Raw genomic sequence first — 20,710 nt, 5'->3', positions numbered from 1 at the left:
TCATTCAGCCATGATCTCCCGCTAGCAGAACCACGCAAAGTTCATGCGTAGTTCATTTCAGGTTCCCTAGCTTTCCAGCGCCAAAACCAGCCAGCCCCCTTCAGGAGGAGACTCTTATGCCAGCATTGCTTCGTCCCGCCCTCACCGCGCTCGGCGTCGCGTGCCTTCTGTCCGCAGCATCGCTTGCCTCCTCCGGCACCGCGTTCGCGCAAGCCAAGCAGCAGACCGCGCCGGCCCCGCAGGCCGCGCCCGCGCAGGCACCGAGCCTCAAGCAGGTCGCGCTGACCGACAAGCAACTCGACGGCGTGCTCGCCGCGCAGAAGGACATGGATGCGATCACGGAAAAGCTTCCCGAAAACACCGCGCCCGATCAGAAGGTGATCGCGCAGCTCGACGGCGTCGCCAAGAAGAACGGCTTCGCCGGCTATGACGATTACAACAACGTCGTCGACAATATCAGCCTGGTGCTCGGAGGCTTCGATCCCGCGACCAAGAAATATGTCGGCACCGAAGCCGTGATCAAGGCGCAGATCGCGCAGATCCAGGCCGACAAGAAGATGCCGGCCAAGGACAAGAAGGAAGCCCTCGACGAGCTCAACGAGGCGCTGAAGACGCCGGCGCCGGCGATCGAGAACAAGGGCAACATCGATCTGGTCGGCAAATATTACGACAAGCTGGTCGCAGCGCTCGGCGACGACCAGAACTGAGTCGCCAGACGTCAGCGGCACATCCGCCCCTCGACGGATCGCGCGAGGCCGGCCACACTCACCGCTGTCACATCGCCCGGCCCCGGCCGGGCGATGTGAATGAACAGGCGGAGGCTGGGAGGCACAATGAAAAACACCCCGTTCGATCTCACCGGAAAGGTCGCAATCGTCACCGGCTCGAGCCGCGGCATCGGCCGTTCCTCGGCAGAGCTGCTGGCCAGGTTAGGGGCCAAGGTCGTGGTCTCCTCGCGCAAGGCTGATGCCTGCAAGGAGGTCGCCGACGGCATCAACGCGGCCGGCGGTGACGCCATCGTCATCCCCTGCAACATCGCGCGCAAGGCCGAGGTCGAGGCGCTGATCGCGGGCGCAACCACGCATTACGGCAAGATCGACATCCTCGTCTGCAACGCCGCGGTGAACCCGTATTACGGCCCGTTGCTCGACATCACCGACGAGGCCTTCGACAAGATCATGGGCTCGAACGTGAAGAGCAACATCTGGCTCTCCGCGCTTGCGATCCCGCAGATGGCCGAGCGGGGCAACGGCTCGGTGATCATCATCTCCTCGATCGGCGGCCTGCGCGGCTCCACCGTGATCGGTGCCTACGGCATCTCGAAAGCCGCCGACTTTGCGCTGTGCCGCTCGCTCGCCGGCGAATGGGGCCCGAAAGGCGTCCGCGTCAACTGCATCGCGCCCGGCCTCGTCAAGACCGACTTCGCCCGCGCGCTGTGGGAAGACGAAGCCCTGCTGAAGCGCCGCACCGCCACCACGCCGCTGCGCCGCATCGGCGAGCCCGACGAGATCGCAGGTGCCGTGGCCTACCTCGCCTCCGACGCGTCGAGCTTCATGACCGGCCAGACCATCGTCATCGACGGCGGCGTCACCACCGCGGCGGTGTAGGAATTTTCGCGACGTATCTCCCCGAGTCGTCCCGGCGCAGGCCGGGTCCGATAACCACGGGGAGGCGCTTGGTGAAGACTCGTGGTTACCGGCTAGCTCCGCAACTTCTCCCTGGGGGTATGGGTCCCGGCCTGCGCCGGGACGACGAAGGAGTTTGTCGGCGCGCTCATCCAATCTTGACCTTCCGCCTCCAATCCGCTCCCTTTGGCGCGACACAACGACCCCTCAGGGAAAACGCCAAGGTAGCTACCATGTCTTTCGTCCTCGCCATCGACCAGGGCACCACCTCCTCGCGCGCGATCGTGTTCCGCAGCGACATCTCGATTGCTGCGCGTGCGCAAGCCGAGTTTCCGCAGCATTTTCCGGCCTCGGGCTGGGTCGAGCACGAGCCGGAGGACATCTGGACCTCGACCGTGATGGTCTGCCGCGATGCGATCGCGCAGGCCGGCATCAGCGCGAAGGATATCGCCGCGATCGGCATCACCAACCAGCGCGAGACCACCGTGGTGTGGGACCGCGCCACTGGGCAGGCCGTGCACCGCGCCATCGTCTGGCAGGACCGCCGCACCGCCGACATCTGCGCGAAACTCAAGGCCGACGGCCGCGAGCCTGTGATCTCCGAGAAGACCGGCCTGATCATCGATCCCTATTTCTCCGGCACCAAGGTCGCCTGGATCCTCGACCACGTGCCCGGCGCGCGTGCCCGCGCCGCGCGCGGCGAGCTGATGTTCGGCACCGTCGACTGCTATTTGCTCTGGCGCCTCACCGGCGGCAAGGTCCACGCCACCGACGCCACCAACGCCTCGCGCACGCTGCTGTTCAACATCCACACCGGCCAGTGGGACGACGAACTGCTCGAGATCATCGGCGTGCCGCGCTCGATGCTGCCCGAGGTGAAGGATTCGTCCGCCCGTTTCGGTGAGAGCGTGCCCGACCTGTTCGGCGGCGCGATCGCGATCTCCGGCATCGCCGGCGACCAGCAGGCCGCGACCATCGGCCAGGCTTGCTTCCGCCCGGGCATGATGAAGTCCACCTACGGCACCGGCTGCTTCGCGCTGCTCAACACCGGCACCACGCCCGTGGTGTCGAAGAACAAGCTGCTCACCACCGTCGCCTACCAGCTCGACGGCAAACGTACCTATGCGCTCGAAGGCTCGATCTTCGTCGCCGGCAGCGCGGTGCAGTGGCTGCGCGACGGCCTCGGCATCATCAAGCACGCCGCCGAGACCGGACCTCTTGCTGATCAGTCCGACTCCATGCAGAGCGTCTATCTGGTCCCCGCCTTCGTCGGCATGGGCGCGCCCTACTGGAATCCGCGCGTGCGCGGCGCGCTGTTCGGCCTCACCCGCAACACGGGACCTGCCGAGCTCGCCCATGCCGCGCTGGAAAGCGTCTGCTACCAGACCTTCGACCTCTGGGCCGCGATGCGCGCCGACTGGCCGAGCTCGGAAACCGCCAGCGTCGTGCTGCGCGTTGACGGCGGCATGACCGCGTCGGACTGGACCATGCAGCGCCTCGCCGATCTCCTCGACGCGCCGGTCGATCGCCCTGTGATTCAGGAAACGACTGCGCTCGGCGCCGCCTATCTCGCCGGCCTCAATGCGGGCGTCTATCCCGAGCCGACCAAATTCGCCGACAACTGGCGCCTCGAGCACCGCTTCAAGCCGAACATGAGCGAGGCAACGCGCGAGCGGAAGCTCGCGGGCTGGGCGCGAGCGGTGAAGGGCGTGCTGGCGAGCGACGAGGGGGCGTGAGCGCGCCTAAAGCCGCGATGAAAGTGCGGAGAAGGAACGCGGCCCCAACACTATGGTCGTCCCGGCGAAGGCCGGGACCCATACCCGCAGGGAGAAGTTTTGCGAAAGCTCGGAGTGGGCGTCTTCGCGCCACGAACAGTCGTGGTTATGGGGCCCGGATCTGCGCTTACGCTTGTCCGGGACGACAATGGAGTGTGTAGCGCCGCTCTGGAGCCTCTCGCGATGAATCGGAACAAGCACGAATGATCCTCCCCGACGGCTATTCCGACATCCCCGCCGGCAAGATCGCCGCCGTCGTCACGCATCTTGAGATGACCGCACCTCCTGCGCGCCGTGACGATCCGCCCGGCGCCTGGACCCTGCGCAAGGCCGACGCGCCCGCGCTTCATTGGTATCGCGACCTCTTCCGCCGCGTCGGTGAGGATTGGCTGTGGTTCTCGCGGCCGCGCATGAATGATGCCGAGCTCGCCGCAATCATCCACGCGCCGGGCGTCGAGGTCTACGCCCTGGTCGCGGACGGCCGCGACGAGGGCCTGCTGGAGCTGGATTTCCGCGAGGCCGGCCAGTGCGAGCTGGTCTATTTCGGCGTCACCGCCGGCCTGATCGGGACGGGCGCCGCCCGCTTCCTGATGAACCGCGCACTGGAGCTGGCCTGGTCGCGCGAGCTGCACCGCGTCTGGGTGCACACCTGCACCTTCGACCATCCCTCCGCCGTCGAATTCTATCAGCGCTCCGGCTTCCGTCCCTTCCGCCGCCAGATCCAGATCGCCGATGATCCACGTCTCGATGGCACGGCGCCGCGGATGGCGGCGAAGCACGTGCCGATTATCGAATAGTGCGAGGCTGCCGCCCCACCGTCATTGCGAGGAGCCCTTGCGACGAAGCAATCCAGGCTGTTTCCGCGGAAAGATCCTGGATTGCTTCGCTGCGCTCGCAATGACGGAGTGTGGGCGCCGCCCTCGCTCTTCGAATCGGCACATCAACGCGTGATGGCGCCGTAGCCCCGACGGAGCCAAGCGTAATCCCAGACGATGTCCCCGCATTCCGCTCCATGCGCGCTACGCCTCGCTCCTCGCCGTCATTCCGGGGCGCGCCACTTGGCGCGAGCCCGGAATCCATTTTGTCCGCATGAGACGGTGCACGATGGATTCCGGGTTCGCGCTCCGCGCGCCCCGGAATGACGGCAAGCCGCGAATTCGTAGCCCGATGGAACGCAGCGAAATCCGGGGCGGTTTCCCCGCATTCCGCTCCGCTCCATGCGGGCTACGGCTCGTCAAAACAACTCCTGCTTCCCCCTTGCCAGCGAGAACCCGTGCTGCATGGCGTTGAAGCAGGTCAGCCCCGCCTGCTCCGAGCGGCACGTGAACCCCGCCCGCCGCCACACTTCGCCATAGGCGAGCACCGGCAGCGATGGGTCCATCACCGTGTCGCCAGCGCAGATGCGCTCCGCGTTGCCCTTCGCGCTCATCTCGAAGGCGTGGCCGTAATCGAGATCGCAGTCAGCGGGCCGGCGCGGGCGCGTCTCCATGTTCAGGATGTCGCAGCGGAGCACGCCTTGTCCGTTGTCGATGAAGAACTGGCAGACGATGTTTTTCGACGGCGCCAGAAAGCCGATCGGGCGGTCCTCGGCGCTTGCGGCGCCGGCTCCGATCAACAGAAGCAGGGTCGATGCCAGGACGACGGCGCGGAGCCCGATCATGCAATCCCGCTTGAGACTAGCCGTCGAACTTCACCGCCGTGGTGTTGGCGCCGCAGAGCAGCACTGCGACGCGTTCGCCGGGTGAGGGACGATAGCGGCCGGACAGTAGCGCGGCAAATGCGGCTGCGCCGCCGGGCTCGGCCACGAGACGCAGGCTCGACCACAGCGCTGCCTGCGCCTGCCGGATCGCCTCGTCGCTGACCAGAACGACCCGCTCGACATGGGCCTGCGCGATCGGGAACATCAATTCACCGACGCGCCGCGGCGCGAGGCTGTCGGCGGCGAGGCCGCCGGCCGGCGCATCGACCGGTGCTCCCGCCGCGATAGCGGCGTGCAGGGTCGGTGACTGCTCCGGCTCGATCGCAACAACACGCGTCCTGCCAGCGTACCACGCCGCGATGCCGCCGATCAGGCCGCCGCCGCCGACCGCCACCAGCAGCGTATCGATGCCGGGCGCGTCCTGCTCCAGCTCCAGGGCGACGCTGCCCTGGCCGAGCAGGGTTTCGGCCTGGTCGTAGGCGTGAACGGCCATCGCACCGGTCCGTGCGACATGCGCTTCGCTCGCGGCGAGCGCATCGGCGTAGCGGCTGCCCGCGATCACGAGTTTCGCACCATTCCCCTTGATCCGCTCGGCCTTGGCTGGCGAGGTGATGTCGGGCACGAAGATCGTGGCGGGGATGCCGAGCCGCTGCGCCGCGTAGGCGACCGCCGCCCCGTGATTGCCGCCGGATGCGGCGACCACGCCCGCCTCCGGCACCGGCCGCAGCAGCAGGTTGGCAAAAGCGCCCCGCGCCTTGAAGGATCCGGAATGCTGCAGCATCTCGAGCTTGAACGTGATGGGTGCCGCCGGCAGGCCGAAATCGGCAAGATCGGCCATAACGAGTGGCGTGCGCCTTATGTGCGGACGAATGACGACCTCGGTCGCCGCAATCCGCTCCCGCGTGATGTCCATTGTCGCTGTCATGATGCCGTTCCCTATAGCGCATCGGAGAGTTGACATCAATTAGGTAATTAGCAAAATGGCTAAATGAAAGTCACTGTCGCCCTGCGCGCGCTGGCCAACGAGCGCCGCCTGCAGATCCTGGACTGGTTGCGGGATCCGCGGAAGCATTTTCGCGAGCAGGCCGATGGCGATCTGGTCGATGACGGCGTCTGCGGATTGCTGATCGCAGAGAAGCTCGGTGTCAGCGCGCCGACCCTGAGCGAGCACATGCGGGTCCTGACCGCCGCAAAGCTGGTGCGCGCCAAGCGGATCAAGCAGTGGACGATGTACAGGCGCAACGAAACCGCGATCGCCGCCATCAAGCGCTCGATCCAGGACGGCCTTTGATCGCGCAGATGTTGCTGCAGGCGACGTTGCACCCGACGCAATGCTCCATTTCCATCTTCTTTCTTGCGCCGAGCCGATCTTGTCGTGGAAACTGACCGGCCCTGCCGTGTTCCAACGAGTGAGCGCGAACCATGTTCCTGATCGGCCAATACGACTCCCCCTTCGTCCGCCGCGTCGCGATTGCGCTACGGCTTTACGGGCTCTCCTTCGAGCACAGGCCGTGGTCCACCTTCGGCGATGCCGACAAGATCGCGCCCTATAATCCGCTGCGCCGCGTCCCGACGCTGGTGCTCGACGACGGCGAGGCGCTGATCGAGAGCGCGATCATCCTCGAATATCTCGATGAGCTGGTCGGCGAGGGCAAGGCGATGCTGCCGCGCAGCGGCGCCGAGCGACGACAGCACCTGCGCATCTGCGCGCTCGCTTCCGGTCTCGGCGACAAGGCGGTGAGCCTGCTCTATGAGCGCGTGCTGCGGAAGGAGCAGCTTGCGCTGTGGGTCGAGCGCTGCCAGGCGCAGATCGGCGACGTGCTCGGCGTGCTGGACGCCGAGCGCGCCAAGGTGACGACGCCATACTGGCTGGGCGACCGCATTGGCCACGCCGATATCGCGGTGGCCTGCGTCGTGCGCTTTGCCCGCGAGGCGCATCCGCAATTGTTCGACGCGGCGCGCTATCCGGCGCTCGCGGCGCATGCCGAGCGCTGCGAGGCGCTGACGCCATTCCAGGAGATCGTGCAGCCGTTGGCACCGCCGAAGGGGTGAGCCGCATCAAGCGCCTCTATGCGAACCCGACCTTGATCAGGATTGTCAGGAAAAGACCTCCGACGACCGCGCAGACCGCGGCACCGATGAGCGGCCCCAGCGCGCCCTCCCGGCTCGCAGGCTCCAGCACCGCATGTCCCGGTCGTTCCGGATCGTAATAAACTTTGACGTTCTGCCCGGGACGATATTTCGCTGCGGCCTTTTCGGCGACCTCGCGCAGCCCGGAGATCATGGTGCCGCCCCAATCGACCTCGGTGCCGATGAAGTCGCGCTTGTCGACCCTGTAGGCGTAGCGCAGGTCGACCTGATAGCGGTGCTGGAGCTTGCTGGACCGCGACTTGTCGTCGTCGTCGCTCTTCTCCTCGATGATTTCCTCGATCACGTCGCAACGGGTGACCCTGCCAGCCGCGGTCGGCCAGCGCAGGCTGGCGCTCGCCAGCCGGCGCGTCCGGACATACTCTGCGACGCAGAACACGCCGCCTACGAGCACGATGATCGGCAACGCGAACGCGAACAGCGGAACGCCGTTGTTTGTGTAGAGCACGTGACCCGCGAGCGAATGCGCGGTGAGGGTGGTGGCAATGAAGCCGAACACGATTGTGAACGCCACCAGTGCCGCGACGTTCTGCGCGGCAGCAGGTTCGAGCAACGCCTCGGTCGGTTGCTTCGGATCGACATGGACGTCGACATGCGCGCCGACCGGATATCGTCCGATCAGTTTTGCGGCCAGTACCCTCGTCGTGATGGCGGGGCCGCCGACAAAGACCTTGTCGCTTTCCAGCTCCTGGCCGCCGGCCTGATAGCGATAGCGGATGACAGGCTTGGCGTCGTTCCGATCATCCGAGGCGTGCGTCGCCGGCTGATCGACCCTCGAGACCGTGATGATGCCCTCCACCTTGTCCCAGCTCCGCGCGGCCTGCATCCGGCCCCGCATGCGGACCAGATTGAACAGCATCAATCCAAACAGCAGCACCGAGATGCCGGCCGCAATCTGCGTCCACATCAATTGTTGGGCGTCCAGCATCCGATTCCCTGCTCTGTGGCGGCGATCGCCATTGGTCGCGGCGAGCGCGCGTCGCGTTCACAGCGCTGCCGCCTTTTCGGGAGATCGTGCAATCGCTGCTGCCGCCGAAGGCAGGACTATCCCATGTGACTTCCTGGCGGGGGCCTGAGCGCACGCCTCGTCCTTCGAGACGACCGCTTCCAGCGGTCTCCTCAGGATGAGGCTGAGCGGCATCTTTGCCGGTCGAAATTGCTGCCGCGCACTCCGTCCTCATCCTGAGGGCCCGCCAAAGGCGGGCGTCTCGAAGGATGAGCCGCAGCGCAACGGCCTTAAATGCGATTGCCCTGCCGCCGAGGGGATGAAGCGCGGAACGCAGGCCTTATTTCCGCGAACAGGGCTTGATCTCGCCAGCCGCGGTGTTCAGGACGATCGGATTGGGCGACAGTCTTATGCCGAAGAACAATTGAGAGCCGGACACCTTGTCGTCCGCGCCCTGATGGACGTCCAGGTCGAGTTTCGCTGCGATCTCGGATGTCAGCTTGGCCTTCTCCTCCATCGAGATCTTGTTGTGATATTTGATCTCGTAGACGACATCGGCCTCCAGAACGGACCGCGTCTGGCACACGACGCCGCCACTCGACACGTTCTGGGCCACCGCGTCCTCGCATTCCGCCTTCAGCAATGCGTTCCGGGCCGAGATCAGCGACTCGTCGGAAATCAGCAGGATGTTGGCGTTCTCGAGCTTGAGGTTGACCGCTTCGACCTGCTGCATCCCGGCGACAGCCGACAGCTTCTCCCTCACCTCGGCCGAGACGTCGAGTTTCTTCTCGAGCGTTTGCTTCAAGTCCCGGTCGACGGTCCGTGATTTCTGGATCTTGCTGGCCAGGAGCGCAGGGTCGACATCGCAGGTCGGATGCAGTTCCAGCCGGCCGTTGCTCAGATACTCGATCGTGTTGATCGTGCCGGGACCGCCGAACGTGCTCGGCGGCACCACCTCGAAATATCCGGTCTCGGAGAGGATGGCCGTGATCGTCTGCTTCTTGCGCGGGATTCCGACGAAGACTGCGACCATCACCAGGCCGATCGCGACAAATACCCCGCTACCAAGCCAAAGCCATTTGCGGCTGGCTATTTTCCCGGGCAGCACAACTGACTTCGTTCGCCGCATGGCACGTAGCCTTTCGGACAGTCCGCCGCGGCAATCGTGGGCAGGACGACAAGGGCGATCGCGGCGACGAACAGTGCAATGAACTGCTTCATATGTTCGATCCCAAGCAAACCGTCGGTTTGAAGGTAGTAGGCCGATAGATTAGCGAATCAAGGTTGAGCGGACAAGTGAACGAGTTCACACGCGGCGGGTTCCGTTGATGCGTGGGCCGTTGAGGCGGAGCGCTGCCAAGGGGCACCGCGTTCAAGAATTCGTGCAGCGGTTGGCGCTACATGTAGGCTCCCCAATGTCGTCCTGGCGAAAGCCAGGACCCATTACCCCAGGGAGCAGTTTGGCGAAGATTCGTTGTTCGGTATTGCTAGCGATATCCGCCGATGGATCACGCGGTATGGGTCCTGGCTTCCGCCAGGACGACACCGAAGGTGTGGTGCGCGCTTCCAACCGACGACGACAGTCACGGTGGACGATGATCGCATATTACTGGTGTTTTGCCCGACGTCGCAAGCCGCTTCGGTAAGACCGAAATTCCTCAGGCCTTTCAACCCCATCCCTACTGTGCATGGGGTTGTTTTCGCATTTTTGATTTAGAGGCGGGTCTATCCCGCCCCCGCGCGCTTCTTCTGCCAGACGAGGTGCACCGCGCAAGTGCAGCCCGGCGGATGCGAGGCGAGGTCCTTTGACGTCTCGTCGTTCGCCGGCGTCGCCGCGAAGGCCTTGTCGGTCCCCTCTCGCGCCGGGATGTAGTTCAGCACCGGCGCGAGCCAGCGCTCGGCCTCCGTGATGCTCATGCCCTTGCGCGCGGCGTAGTCTTCGACCTGATCGCGCTCGATCTTGCCGACGCCGAAATAATAGCTCGCGGGGTTCGCGAAATAGAGCCCGGACACAGAGGAGCCCGGCCACATCGCAAAGCTCTCGGTCAGCTTCACGCCGGCCGTGGCCTCGGCATCGAGCAGCTCGAACAGCGTCGCCTTCTCGGTGTGATCGGGCTGCGCGGGATAGCCCGGCGCGGGACGGATGCCCTGGTATTTTTCCAGGATCAGATCGTCGCAGGAGAGCGCCTCGTCCGGCGCATAGGCCCAGAACTCGCGGCGCACGCGCGCGTGCATGCGTTCGGCAAAGGCCTCGGCGAGGCGATCGGCCAGCGCCTTGCACAGGATCGAGGAGTAGTCGTCGTTCGCCATCTTGAAGCGGTCGGCGACCGCGTCCTCGCCGATCCCGGCGGTGACGACGAAGCCGCCGACGTAGTCGGGCACGCCCGTGTCAACCGGCGCGATGAAGTCGGCGAGCGCCGCGTTGAAACGGCCCTCGCGCTTTTCGAGCTGCTGGCGCAGCGTGTGCAGCGTGGCGATCTGCTTGGTCCGGCTCTCGTCGGCGTACAGCGCGATGTCGTCGCCGACCGCGTTCGCCGGCCAGAAGCCGACGGTGGCGCGCGCCCGGAACCATTTCTCCTTGACGATCAGGTCGAGCATCTTGCGCGCGTCGTCATAGAGCGAACGCGCGACCTCGCCGACCTTGGCGTCGTCGAGGATCGCGGGGAAGCGCCCGGCGAGCTCCCAGGTCTGGAAGAACGGCGTCCAGTCGATATAGGGCACGAGCTCGGCGAGATCGTATGCGTCAAAGCTCTTGGTGCCGAGGAAGGTCGGCTTCACCGGCTTGTTCGCGGCAAAATCGACCGGCACTCGGTTCTTGCGGGCGTCTGCCAGCTTCAGCCGCTTCTTGTCGGCCTGCGCGCGCAGATGCGCGTCGGAGATTTTTGCGTATTCGGCGCGCACCTCGGCGGCATAGGCCACGCGCTTCTCCGGCGAGAGCAGCGCGGAGGCGACGCCGACGGCGCGGCTGGCGTCGTTGACGTGCACGACGGGACCGGCGCGGTAGCTCGGGTCGATCTTGACCGCGGTATGCACGCGGCTCGTGGTGGCGCCGCCGATCAGCAGCGGCAGCTTCAAGCCCTCACGCTGCAATTCGCCGGCGAAGAACGCCATCTCGTCGAGCGAGGGCGTGATCAGGCCGGACAGGCCGACGATGTCGGCCTTCTCCGCCTTCACGGTCTCGACGATCCTGGCGGCGGGCACCATCACGCCGAGGTCGATGACCTCGAAATTGTTGCACTGGAGCACGATGCCGACGATGTTCTTGCCGATGTCGTGGACGTCGCCCTTGACGGTGGCGAGCACGATCTTGCCGGCCGACGAGGAGCCTTCGGTGCCGATGCCGTTGGCAAGGTTGCGCGCCTTCTCTTCCTCCATGAACGGCATCAGCCAGGCCACCGCCTGCTTCATGACGCGCGCGGATTTCACCACCTGCGGCAGGAACATCTTGCCGTCGCCGAAGAGGTCGCCGACCACGTTCATGCCGGCCATCAGCGGGCCTTCGATGACGTCGAGCGGACGCGACGACGCCTTGCGGGCTTCCTCGGTATCCACTTCGATGAATTCGGTGATGCCGTGCACCAGCGAATGCGACAGCCGCTTCGCCACCGGCCATTCGCGCCAGGCGAGGTCGGCTTCCTTGGTCTGGGTCTTGTTGCCGCGGAATTTTTCCGCGAGCGCCAGCAGCCGCTCCGACGCGCCCGGGTCGCGATTGAGGATGACGTCCTCGCACACCTGGCGCAGCTCGGGATCGATGTCGTCATAGACGATCATCTGCCCGGCATTGACGATGCCCATGTCCATGCCGGCCTTGATGGCGTGATACAGGAACACCGAGTGCATGGCCTCGCGCACCGGCTCGTTGCCGCGGAACGAGAACGAGAGGTTGGACACACCGCCAGAAATGTGCGCGCCGGGCAGGTTCTGCCGGATCCAGCGCGTCGCCTCGATGAAGTCGACGCCGTAATTGTTGTGCTCCTCGATACCGGTCGCGATCGCGAAGATGTTCGGATCGAAGATGATGTCCTCGGGCGGGAAGCCGACGCGGTTCACCAGGATGTCGTAGGCGCGCTTGCAGATCTCGGTCTTGCGCGCGAACGTATCGGCCTGGCCGACCTCGTCGAACGCCATGACCACGACAGCCGCGCCATGACGGCGGGCGATCTTGGCCTCGTGGATGAACTTCTCCTCGCCTTCCTTCATCGAGATCGAGTTGACGACCGGCTTGCCCTGCACGCATTTCAGGCCGGCCTCGATCACCGAGAATTTCGAGCTGTCGACCATCACGGGGACGCGGGCGATGTCGGGCTCGGCGGCGACGAGGTTGAGGAACGTCACCATCGCCGCTTCGGAGTCGAGCAGGCCCTCGTCCATGTTGACGTCGATGATCTGCGCGCCGTTCTCGACCTGGTCGCGTGCGACTTGCAGCGCGGCCGTGTAGTCGCCGGCGGTGATCAGTTTGCGAAAGCGTGCGGAGCCCGTGACGTTGGTGCGCTCGCCGACATTCACGAAGGGAATGGCGTCCGTCAGGATGAAGGGCTCGAGACCGGAGAGCCTCAAGCGAGGCTCGATCTCCGGCACGATGCGCGGCTTGTGCGGTGCAACGGCCGCGGCGATTGCGGCAATATGGTCCGGCGTGGTGCCGCAGCAGCCGCCGACGATGTTGACGAGGCCGTCGCGCGCGAACTCGCCGACCAGGCGCGCCATGTATTCCGGCGTCTCGTCATACTGGCCGAACTCGTTGGGCAGGCCGGCATTGGGGTAAGCGCAGACCAGCGTATCGGCGACGCGGCCGATATCGGCGATATGCGCGCGCAGGTCTTCGGCGCCGAGCGCGCAATTGAAGCCGATGGTGACGGGTTTTGCGTGCCGCACCGAATTCCAGAACGCTTCCGGCATCTGGCCCGAGAGCAGGCGGCCGGATTTGTCGGTGATGGTGCCCGACACCATCACGGGCACGTCGATGCCGCGTGCCTCCGTGATCTCGGCGATCGCATAGAGCGCCGCCTTGGCGTTCAGCGTGTCGAAGATGGTCTCGACCAGCAGCAGGTCGACGCCGCCGTCGAGCATGCCGTTGATCTGCTCGCCATAGGATTTGCGCAGATCGTCGAAAGTGACGGCGCGGTAGCCCGGATTGGACACGTCGGGCGAGATCGAGGCGGTGCGGTTGGTAGGTCCAATGGCGCCGGCGACAAAGCGCGGCTTGCCGTCCTCGGCTTCGACGCGCCGTGCCGCATTGCCGGCGAGGCGGGCGCCTTCGCGCGCCATCTCGTAGACGATGTCGGTGAGGTCGTAATCGGCCTGCGCGATCGACGTGGTGGAGAAGGTGTTGGTCGCGACGATGTCGGCGCCGGCGCGAAGGTACGCGGCGTGGATGTCCTCGATCGCCTGCGGCTGGGTCAGGATCAGCAAATCGTTGTTGCCGCGCAGGTCGCGGTGGAAGTTCTTGAAGCGCTCGCCGCGGAAGGCGGCCTCGTCGAGCTGGAGGTTCTGGATCATCGTGCCCATGGCGCCGTCGAGCACAAGAATACGCTCGTGCGCGGCGTTGAGCAGGGCAGTTCGCTTGGGAGAGGTGGGTACGGTCATGTTGTCTTACGCCGCCTTCTGCGCGCTCTTGGCGCGAATGCCGAGCAAATGGCTGATCGCGAACACGAGATCGGCGCGGTTCATGGTGTAGAAATGGAAGGTGTCGACGCCGTGCTTCGCCAGCTTCTGCACCTGGCCGGCGGCAACTGTCGCGGCCACCAGCTTGCGGGTCTCGGCGTCGTCGTCCAGGCCCTCGAATTTCTCCGCGAGCCAGTCCGGCACGGATGTCCCGGCGCGCGTGACGAAGGCTCTCGCCTGCTTGAAATTGTGCATGGGCATGATGCCCGGCACGACGGGGATGTTGATCCCGCGGGCGCGGACACGGTCGAGATAACGGAAGTAGAGGTCGTTATCGAAAAATACCTGCGTGATCGCGCGGGTCGCGCCGGCATCGACCTTGGCCTTGAGCGTGTCGATGTCGGCGTCGAAATCGCGCGCTTCGGGGTGCTTCTCGGGATAGGCGGACACCGACACTTCGATGTCGCCGTGCCGCTTCTTGATGCCCGCGACGAGGTCCGCGGAGCTCTGGTAACCGTCGGGATGGCTGGAATAGGGCGTGCCGATGCCGCCGGGCGGATCGCCGCGCAAGCCGACGATGTGGCGGACGCCGACCTCGTGATACCGGTCGACGATCTCGTCGATCTCGCCGCGCGAGGCGCCGACGCAGGTCAGGTGCGCGGCCGGCAGCAGCGCGGTCTCCTTGAGGATGCGGGCGATGGTCGAATGGGTGCGCTCGCGGGTCGAGCCGCCGGCGCCATAGGTCACCGAGACGAATTTCGGGTCGAGCGGGGCGAGCCGGTTGATGGTCTCCCAGAGATTGCGCTCCATCTCCTCGGTCTTGGGCGGAAAGAACTCGAAGGAGATCGCAGGCCGCTTCAGGTGCCCGTCGGCTGTCGCAGGCTTCGTCAGATCAGTCATGGCACCACTCACTCCGGGTCTTCGCGGCCTGCGGTCAGGTCTAGATCAGGAGCCGCTAAGATAAGCCAACGCGGCCGCACTCGACAGCCCATCGGGGATGGGAAATGGCCCACTTGGCCCGAGGTGGGTTGAATTTTTGTGCCTTCGGAATGAATTGTGGGAAGTGCGTCAATTCAATAAACTATGTAAAATCAATAATATATCTCGAATTGCGGTAGTCAGATGGTTGATCGTCGCGATGGGCAGGATGGAATTCGCCGTCACGCCAATGTCGTCTGTCCCAACGCTTCGTTTGGCGGGGCGTATCGGCTCGCGGTCCGCACACGCCAGACCTGCGCTGTCTGCCCATTGCCGCCGCGCAGCCCTCCACTACGTTAACGCGCCATGATCCCGCTCTCAGTCCTTGACCTCTCCGTCGTCACCACAGGCACAAAACCCGCCGCGGCGCTGCGCAACAGCATCGATCTGGCGAAGCATGTCGATGGGCTCGGCTATGTCCGCTACTGGCTCGCCGAGCATCACAACCTCGCCTCCGTCGCGAGCCCGGCGCCCGACGTGATGATCGGGCAGATCGCGGCGGTGACGAAGCAGATCCGCGTCGGCTCCGGCGGGGTAATGCTGCCCAACCACGCGCCGCTGGTGGTGGCCGAGCGCTTCAAGATGCTGGAGGCGCTGTTTCCCGGCCGCATCGACCTGGGCCTCGGCCGCGCGCCCGGTACCGATGGTGCCACGGCCTACGCGCTGCGCAGCCGGCTCGATCGCCGCGAGGGCGACGATTTTCTGGAGCGGCTGCACGAACTGATCTTGTGGGAGACGAGAGAATTTCCGTCAGGGCACCCCTACAACAACGTCGTCGCGATGCCCGACGACACCAAGCTGCCGCCGATCTGGCTGCTCGGCTCCAGCGATTATTCGTCGGAGCTTGCCGCGCAAGTCGGCATGGGCTTCGCCTTCGCGCATCATTTTGCGTCCCATGATGCGATCGATGCGATGGTGCATTACCGCAACCGCTTCCAGCCCTCGGCCTGGCGCGCCACGCCGCACGCGATCCTTGCCGTCGCCGTCATCGCGGCGGAGACCGACGAGGAAGCTGAAAAGCTCGCGACATCCTTCGACCTCAATCGCCTCCGCCGCGACCGCGGCCAGTATCTGCCGCTGCCGAGCGTCGAGGAGGCGCTGGCCTATCCCTACTCCGACGCCGAGCGCATCTCGATCGCCCGCAACCGCTCGCGCTTATTCGTCGGCAGCCCTGCGACCGTGCAGAAGAAGCTCCAGCCGCTGATCGATTCCAGCAAGCCGGACGAATTGATGGTGATCACGGCGGTGTACGACCACGAGGCGCGAAAGAAGTCGTATTCGCTGCTGGCGGCGGCGTTCGGATTGGCGAAGGCGGCGTAAGCACTCACCGTCATTCCGGGGCGATGCGAAGCATCGAACCCGGAATCTCGAGGTTCCGGGTTCACGCTTTGCGTGCCCCGGAACGACGGCATCAATCCTGCTGCGTCTCGCTGAACGTCGCGCGGAACGGGTGCCCCGGATACACGCCGACGATGCGGAATTCGCGCGAGAAGAATTTCAGCTCCTCGATCGCGAAGGCGAGGCCCTTGTCTTCGGGGTGGCCGTCGACGTCGGCATAAAACTGCGTGGCGAAGAAATTGCCGTCGACCATGTAGCTCTCGAGCTTGGTCATGTTAACGCCGTTGGTGGCAAAGCCGCCGAGCGCCTTGTAGAGCGCGGCCGGCAAGTTGCGCACCCGGAAGACAAACGTGGTGACCAGCGGGCCCGACCCTTGCGCGGCCCATTTCGGCTCACGCGCCAGCACCACGAAGCGCGTGGTGTTGTGGGCCTCGTCCTCGATATCCTCGGCGAGGATGTCGAGGCCGTAGATCTTTGCGGCCAGACGCGAGGCGATCGCGGCGACCGTCTTGTCCTTGCGCTCGGAGATGTCGCGTGCGCTGCCGGCGGTGTCGGCGTGCACGATCGGCTTGATGCCGAGCTTGCGGATGATGCGCCGGCACTGGCCGAGCGCGTGGACATGGCTCTCGACGGACTTGATGTCGGAGATCTTGGCCCCCTTCACCGCCATCAGCTGATGCCGGACCGGCAAGAACCATTCGCCGATGATGAAGAGGCCGGAGGCCGGCAGGAGGTGATGGATGTCGGCGACGCGGCCGGCGACCGAGTTCTCGATCGGGATCATGCCGAGATCGGCTTCGCCCGACGAGATTGCCGACAGGGCGTCCTCGAAGGTGGCGCAGGGCATCGGCTCGGCGTCGGGATAGGCCTCGACAATGGCGATGTGGGAATTGGCCCCAGGCTCGCCCTGGAATGCGATTTTCAGCTTGCTCATGATCGGCCTTGTAGCAGCGGCTCAGGATTTGGAAAGGATGCTGCGGGCGGTTTCGAGATCGGGCGGTGTGTCGACGCCGCGGGGCACGCTGTCGACGATCATGATGTCGATGCGCATGCCGGCCTCCACCGCCCGGAGTTGTTCCAGGCTTTCCTGAAGTTCTAGGGGCGAAGGCGGCAGCGACACGAACCGCTCCAGCGCAGCGCGGCGGTAGGCGTAAAGGCCGATGTGGTGGTAACGCGGTCCGTTGCCGTAAGGGGCCGTGGCGCGGGTGAAATATAGTGCCCGCAGCCGCCGCGGCCCGATCGGCGAGCCGACGGCCTTCACGACGCTCGGCGCGAGGTCCTCCTCCTCGGTGTGGATCTGCGAGGCCAGGGTCACGATGTCGACCGCGGGGTCGGCAAAGGGCGGCAGCACCTCGCGGATGGTCTGCGGCGTGATCGTCGGGAAATCGCCCTGGAGATTGATCACGATCTCGGCCTTGCCCTCGGGATCGAGCTTCTGCATGGCCTCGTGGATGCGGTCCGAGCCGGAGGGGTGTGTGGTGCGGGTCATCACGGCCTCGCCGCCATGGGCTGCTACGACGGCCGCGATCTCCGGCGTGTCGGTAGCCACAGCGACCCGGCCGATGCCGGCGGCTTCCGCACGGCGCAGCACATGCACGATCATCGGCAGGCCCGCGATATCGGCGAGCGGCTTGCCGGGCAGGCGGGTGGCGGCCATGCGGGCCGGGATCAGCACCAGGATGCGGGGATCGGTCATCGGGTCAAGAGCCTGGAAACGGGGCGTTTTCCGCGCCGAGAAATGGGGTGGGGACGGGTTCAAAGCCGGGTCGCTTATACGGGTTGCCAGACCCCGGGCAAACCGATATCTCAATGGCAAAACTCGGGGGAAAGACAAGGAACGTGTGATTCTCCCGGGGCTCGTCCTGGCGGCCGCCCGGCCGCTCAATCCTTCTCAGCGGTGTGGGGCCTGGCCGGAAATGGACTCTTTCGAACTGAATAAGATTCTCGGTGCCGTGCTCGGCACCTGTCTCATCCTGCTGGTCACGAGCTTCACCGCGAATGCGCTGTTCTCGCCCAAGATGCCGGAAAAGCCGGGCTTCGAGATCGCCGTGAAGGAAGACGCCGGCCACGGCAAGGAAGGCGGCGCCGCCGCTGCGGCTTCCGAACCCATTGAGAAGTTGCTCCAGACCGCCTCGGTCGAGAAGGGCGCTGCCGCCGCCAAGAAGTGCGGCGCCTGCCACACCTTCGAGAAGGGCGGTCCGAATCGCGTCGGTCCGAACCTCTATGGCGTCGTCGGCGAGGCACGGGGCGAGGGCCGCAATGGCTTCAACTTCTCGGCGGCCATGAAGGGCAAGGGCGGCACCTGGACGTTCGACGACCTCAACAAGTTCATCGCCAATCCGAAGGGCTTCATCCCGGGCACCGCGATGGGCTTCGCCGGCATTCCCAAGGATTCCGAGCGCGCCGATGTCATCGCCTATCTGAATTCGCTGTCGGAGCATCCCAAGCCGCTGCCGACGGCGTCGAAGTAAGGCCTTAAAAACCCGTCTTGGAATATGCGGCCAGGCTGAAAAGCCTGGCCGTTTCCTTATCCGGGCCTCGCGAGGTCGTTATCGGGGCGTTTGGCCGCAGCGAATGGCGCGGCGGACTACCAAGATGAGGAAAAAGCAACATATTCCGTCGAAACCTCGCCTATATTGGGAACTTAAAGGAGTAGCCTCCTTCAAGACAGGAATGTTGATTTGGCCATTACCCGACGCGATCTCCTGCTCACCGGCACTGCGGCTGTAGCGCTCCCCGCCCTCGGTTCCGTCGCGGGCGTTCCCGTCATCGGCACGGCCGCGGCGCAATCTGCCGGAGAAGCGGCTTCAAGCGCGTTCCCTTGGCGCCATGCGTTGTCGCTGTTCGGAAAGGTCAAGTACCCCGCCGACTTCAAGCGCTTCGACTACGTCAATCCGGAAGCGCCCAAGGGCGGGGTCGCGCGCCAGATCGCGGTCGGCACGTTCGACAATTTCAACATCGTCGTCTCCGGTGTGAAGGGCCAGGTTTCCGGAGCCGTCGCATTCATCTACGAATCCCTGCTGACGCCCGCGCTCGACGAAGTCTCGACCGAATACGGCGCGCTGGCCGAAGCCGTCAGCCACCCGGACGATTTCTCTTTCGTCACCTATCGGTTGCGGTCACAAGCCAAATGGCATGACGGCAAGCCGGTGACCGCGGATGACGTGATCTTCTCGCTCGATTCCTTCAAGAAGCACCATCCGATGTACTCGGCGTACTACAGTCATGTGGTGAAGGCCGAAAAGGTCGGCGAGCGCGAGGTCAAATTCGTGTTCGACGCGCCGGGCAATCGCGAGCTGCCGCAGATTGTCGGGCAGCTCACGGTCCTGCCGAAGCACTGGTGGGAGGGAACGGACGCGCAGGGCCGCAAGCGCGATGTTTCTGCCACCACGCTCGAAGTGCCGCTTGGCTCCGGCCCCTACAGGGTCAAGGAATTCGTTGCCGGACGATCGATCGCGCTCGAGCGCGTTAAGGACTATTGGGGCCGCGACCTGCCCGCCAATGTCGGCCGCAACAATTTCGACGAGCTGCGCTACGAGTATTTCCGCGACGCCACCGTCGCGATCGAGGCTTTCAAGGCTGACCAGGTGGATTGGCGCACCGAGAACAGCGCCAAGAACTGGGCGACTGCCTACGACTTCCCGGCCGTCACCGAAAAGCGCGTGATCCTCGAGGAGTTCGCAAATCGCAGCTCGGGCGTGATGCAGGCCTTCGTGCCGAACCTGCGCCGCGCCAAGTTCAGCGATCCCCGCGTGCGCCGTGCGCTCAACTACGCGTTCGATTTCGAGGAGATGAACAAGCAGATATTCTACGGTCAGTACAAGCGCATCAGCAGCTATTTCGACGGCATCGAAGATCTCATGGCGACCGGCTTGCCGCAGGGCAAGGAGCTCGAGATCCTCGAAACCGTCCGCTCCGAGGTCCCGCCCGAAGTCTTCACGACGGCCTACACCAATCCGGTTGGCGGCAGTCCGGAAGCCGTTCGCGACAATCTGCGCGAGGCGCTGCGCCTGTTCAAGGAGGCCGGCTATGAGGTGCGCGACCGCAAGCTGATCGACGTCAAGACCGGCACACAGTTCTCCGTGGAATTGCTGAATTCCGATCCGAGCTTCGAGCGGATCACGCTGTTCTACAAGCCGTCGCTGGAGCGGCTCGGCATCGCCGTCAGCGTGCGGACGGTCGATCCCACCCAGTACGAGAACAGGACACGCGAGTGGGATTTCGACATCGTCACCAACTCGTGGGGCGAGTCGCAGTCGCCGGGCAACGAGCAGCGCGAATTCTGGTCGTCCAAGACGGCCGACATCGCCGGTTCGCGCAACATTGCCGGCATCAAGAATCCGGCGATCGACAAGCTGATCGAGCGGGTGATCTACGCCAGGGATCGCGACGATCTCGCCGCAGCGACCAAGGCGCTCGATCGCGTGCTGCTGTGGAATCACTATGTCGTGCCGCAGTGGACCTATACGAAGGTGCGCACCGCGCGCTGGGACCGCTTCGGCCGGCCGTCGGAATTGCCCAGATACGGTCAGTCCGGCTTCCCGTTCATCTGGTGGTACGACGCAGACAAGGCGGCGCGGATCGCAAAGAAGTCGTGAAG

18 protein-coding genes are annotated in these 20,710 nt (G+C 64.9%); 9 read left to right on the top strand and 9 right to left on the bottom strand.

Going from position 1 to position 20,710, the window contains the following annotated elements; translation table 11 throughout:
* The first annotated feature begins 116 nt into the window (after positions 1-116).
* The 4 genes from AB5K84_RS39990 (at position 117) to AB5K84_RS39975 (ending at position 4,197) form a co-directional block, all read left to right on the top strand.
* On the top strand, positions 117-707 hold the full coding sequence (locus tag AB5K84_RS39990; RefSeq protein ID WP_011084225.1) for a hypothetical protein: 591 nt from the start codon (positions 117-119) through the stop codon (positions 705-707).
* 126 nt (positions 708-833) lie between these two features.
* A complete protein-coding gene (locus AB5K84_RS39985) occupies positions 834-1,607 on the top strand; it encodes an SDR family NAD(P)-dependent oxidoreductase (RefSeq protein ID WP_063921388.1) in 774 nt (257 codons plus the stop codon).
* Between the two features lie 251 nt (positions 1,608-1,858).
* Complete coding sequence (glpK, locus tag AB5K84_RS39980) at positions 1,859-3,361, top strand: glycerol kinase GlpK (RefSeq protein WP_011084227.1); 1,503 nt, start codon at positions 1,859-1,861, stop codon at positions 3,359-3,361.
* Between the two features lie 242 nt (positions 3,362-3,603).
* Positions 3,604-4,197: a GNAT family N-acetyltransferase gene (locus AB5K84_RS39975; RefSeq protein WP_011084228.1), complete on the top strand. Its 594-nt coding sequence runs from the start codon at positions 3,604-3,606 to the stop codon at positions 4,195-4,197.
* Positions 4,198-4,634: 437 nt separating this feature from the next.
* On the opposite strand, the gene AB5K84_RS39970 is transcribed toward AB5K84_RS39975, so the two are convergent.
* Both AB5K84_RS39970 and AB5K84_RS39965 read right to left on the bottom strand, forming a co-directional pair.
* Entirely contained in the window at positions 4,635-5,060 is a 426-nt protein-coding gene (locus tag AB5K84_RS39970) for a DUF6636 domain-containing protein (protein ID WP_011084229.1), read from the bottom strand.
* Between the two features lie 16 nt (positions 5,061-5,076).
* The gene (locus AB5K84_RS39965; protein ID WP_011084230.1) at positions 5,077-6,060 is read right to left on the bottom strand and encodes a threonine/serine dehydratase; all 984 of its coding nucleotides are present in this window, start codon (positions 6,058-6,060) and stop codon (positions 5,077-5,079) included.
* Positions 6,061-6,087: 27 nt separating this feature from the next.
* Here AB5K84_RS39965 and AB5K84_RS39960 point away from each other — a divergent pair, with 27 nt between their 5' ends.
* Entirely contained in the window at positions 6,088-6,390 is a 303-nt protein-coding gene (locus AB5K84_RS39960) for an ArsR/SmtB family transcription factor (protein ID WP_011084231.1), read from the top strand.
* 131 nt (positions 6,391-6,521) lie between these two features.
* Positions 6,522-7,151: a glutathione S-transferase family protein gene (locus AB5K84_RS39955; RefSeq protein ID WP_011084232.1), complete on the top strand. Its 630-nt coding sequence runs from the start codon at positions 6,522-6,524 to the stop codon at positions 7,149-7,151.
* Positions 7,152-7,167: 16 nt separating this feature from the next.
* Here AB5K84_RS39955 and AB5K84_RS39950 read toward each other — a convergent pair whose 3' ends face one another.
* From AB5K84_RS39950 to metF, 5 genes are all read right to left on the bottom strand, one after another.
* Positions 7,168-8,175 (bottom strand): DUF3592 domain-containing protein, encoded by a 1,008-nt coding sequence (locus tag AB5K84_RS39950; protein ID WP_011084233.1) that lies wholly within the window; start codon positions 8,173-8,175, stop codon positions 7,168-7,170.
* A 358-nt stretch (positions 8,176-8,533) separates the two neighbouring features.
* Positions 8,534-9,226, bottom strand: a complete 693-nt coding sequence (locus tag AB5K84_RS39945; protein ID WP_244423869.1) for a hypothetical protein — start codon at positions 9,224-9,226, stop codon at positions 8,534-8,536.
* A gap of 56 nt (positions 9,227-9,282) precedes the next feature.
* Positions 9,283-9,414 (bottom strand): hypothetical protein, encoded by a 132-nt coding sequence (locus AB5K84_RS39940; protein ID WP_277996652.1) that lies wholly within the window; start codon positions 9,412-9,414, stop codon positions 9,283-9,285.
* 504 nt (positions 9,415-9,918) lie between these two features.
* Complete coding sequence (gene metH, locus AB5K84_RS39935; protein ID WP_011084235.1) at positions 9,919-13,776, bottom strand: methionine synthase; 3,858 nt, start codon at positions 13,774-13,776, stop codon at positions 9,919-9,921.
* Positions 13,777-13,782: 6 nt separating this feature from the next.
* Entirely contained in the window at positions 13,783-14,694 is a 912-nt protein-coding gene (gene metF, locus AB5K84_RS39930) for a methylenetetrahydrofolate reductase [NAD(P)H] (protein WP_028173518.1), read from the bottom strand.
* A 384-nt stretch (positions 14,695-15,078) separates the two neighbouring features.
* Between metF and AB5K84_RS39925 the strand changes: the two genes are divergently transcribed.
* Complete coding sequence (locus tag AB5K84_RS39925) at positions 15,079-16,092, top strand: LLM class flavin-dependent oxidoreductase (protein WP_011084237.1); 1,014 nt, start codon at positions 15,079-15,081, stop codon at positions 16,090-16,092.
* A gap of 91 nt (positions 16,093-16,183) precedes the next feature.
* Here the strand turns inward: AB5K84_RS39925 and AB5K84_RS39920 are convergent, their stop codons facing one another.
* Entirely contained in the window at positions 16,184-17,044 is an 861-nt protein-coding gene (locus AB5K84_RS39920) for a prephenate dehydratase (protein WP_011084238.1), read from the bottom strand.
* Positions 17,045-17,065: 21 nt separating this feature from the next.
* Complete coding sequence (locus AB5K84_RS39915; protein WP_011084239.1) at positions 17,066-17,806, bottom strand: 3-deoxy-manno-octulosonate cytidylyltransferase; 741 nt, start codon at positions 17,804-17,806, stop codon at positions 17,066-17,068.
* A 220-nt stretch (positions 17,807-18,026) separates the two neighbouring features.
* Here AB5K84_RS39915 and AB5K84_RS39910 point away from each other — a divergent pair, with 220 nt between their 5' ends.
* Complete coding sequence (locus AB5K84_RS39910; RefSeq protein ID WP_011084240.1) at positions 18,027-18,581, top strand: c-type cytochrome; 555 nt, start codon at positions 18,027-18,029, stop codon at positions 18,579-18,581.
* Between the two features lie 210 nt (positions 18,582-18,791).
* The gene (locus AB5K84_RS39905; protein ID WP_011084241.1) at positions 18,792-20,708 is read left to right on the top strand and encodes an extracellular solute-binding protein; all 1,917 of its coding nucleotides are present in this window, start codon (positions 18,792-18,794) and stop codon (positions 20,706-20,708) included.
* Positions 20,709-20,710 lie beyond the last annotated feature (2 nt).

It is taken from the genome of Bradyrhizobium sp. 1200_D9_N1_1 (genome assembly GCF_052075915.1).
Classification (GTDB): domain Bacteria; phylum Pseudomonadota; class Alphaproteobacteria; order Rhizobiales; family Xanthobacteraceae; genus Bradyrhizobium; species Bradyrhizobium diazoefficiens.
Note: the sequence above shows the minus strand (reverse complement) of the source record. Positions and strands in the feature narration are given on the sequence as shown.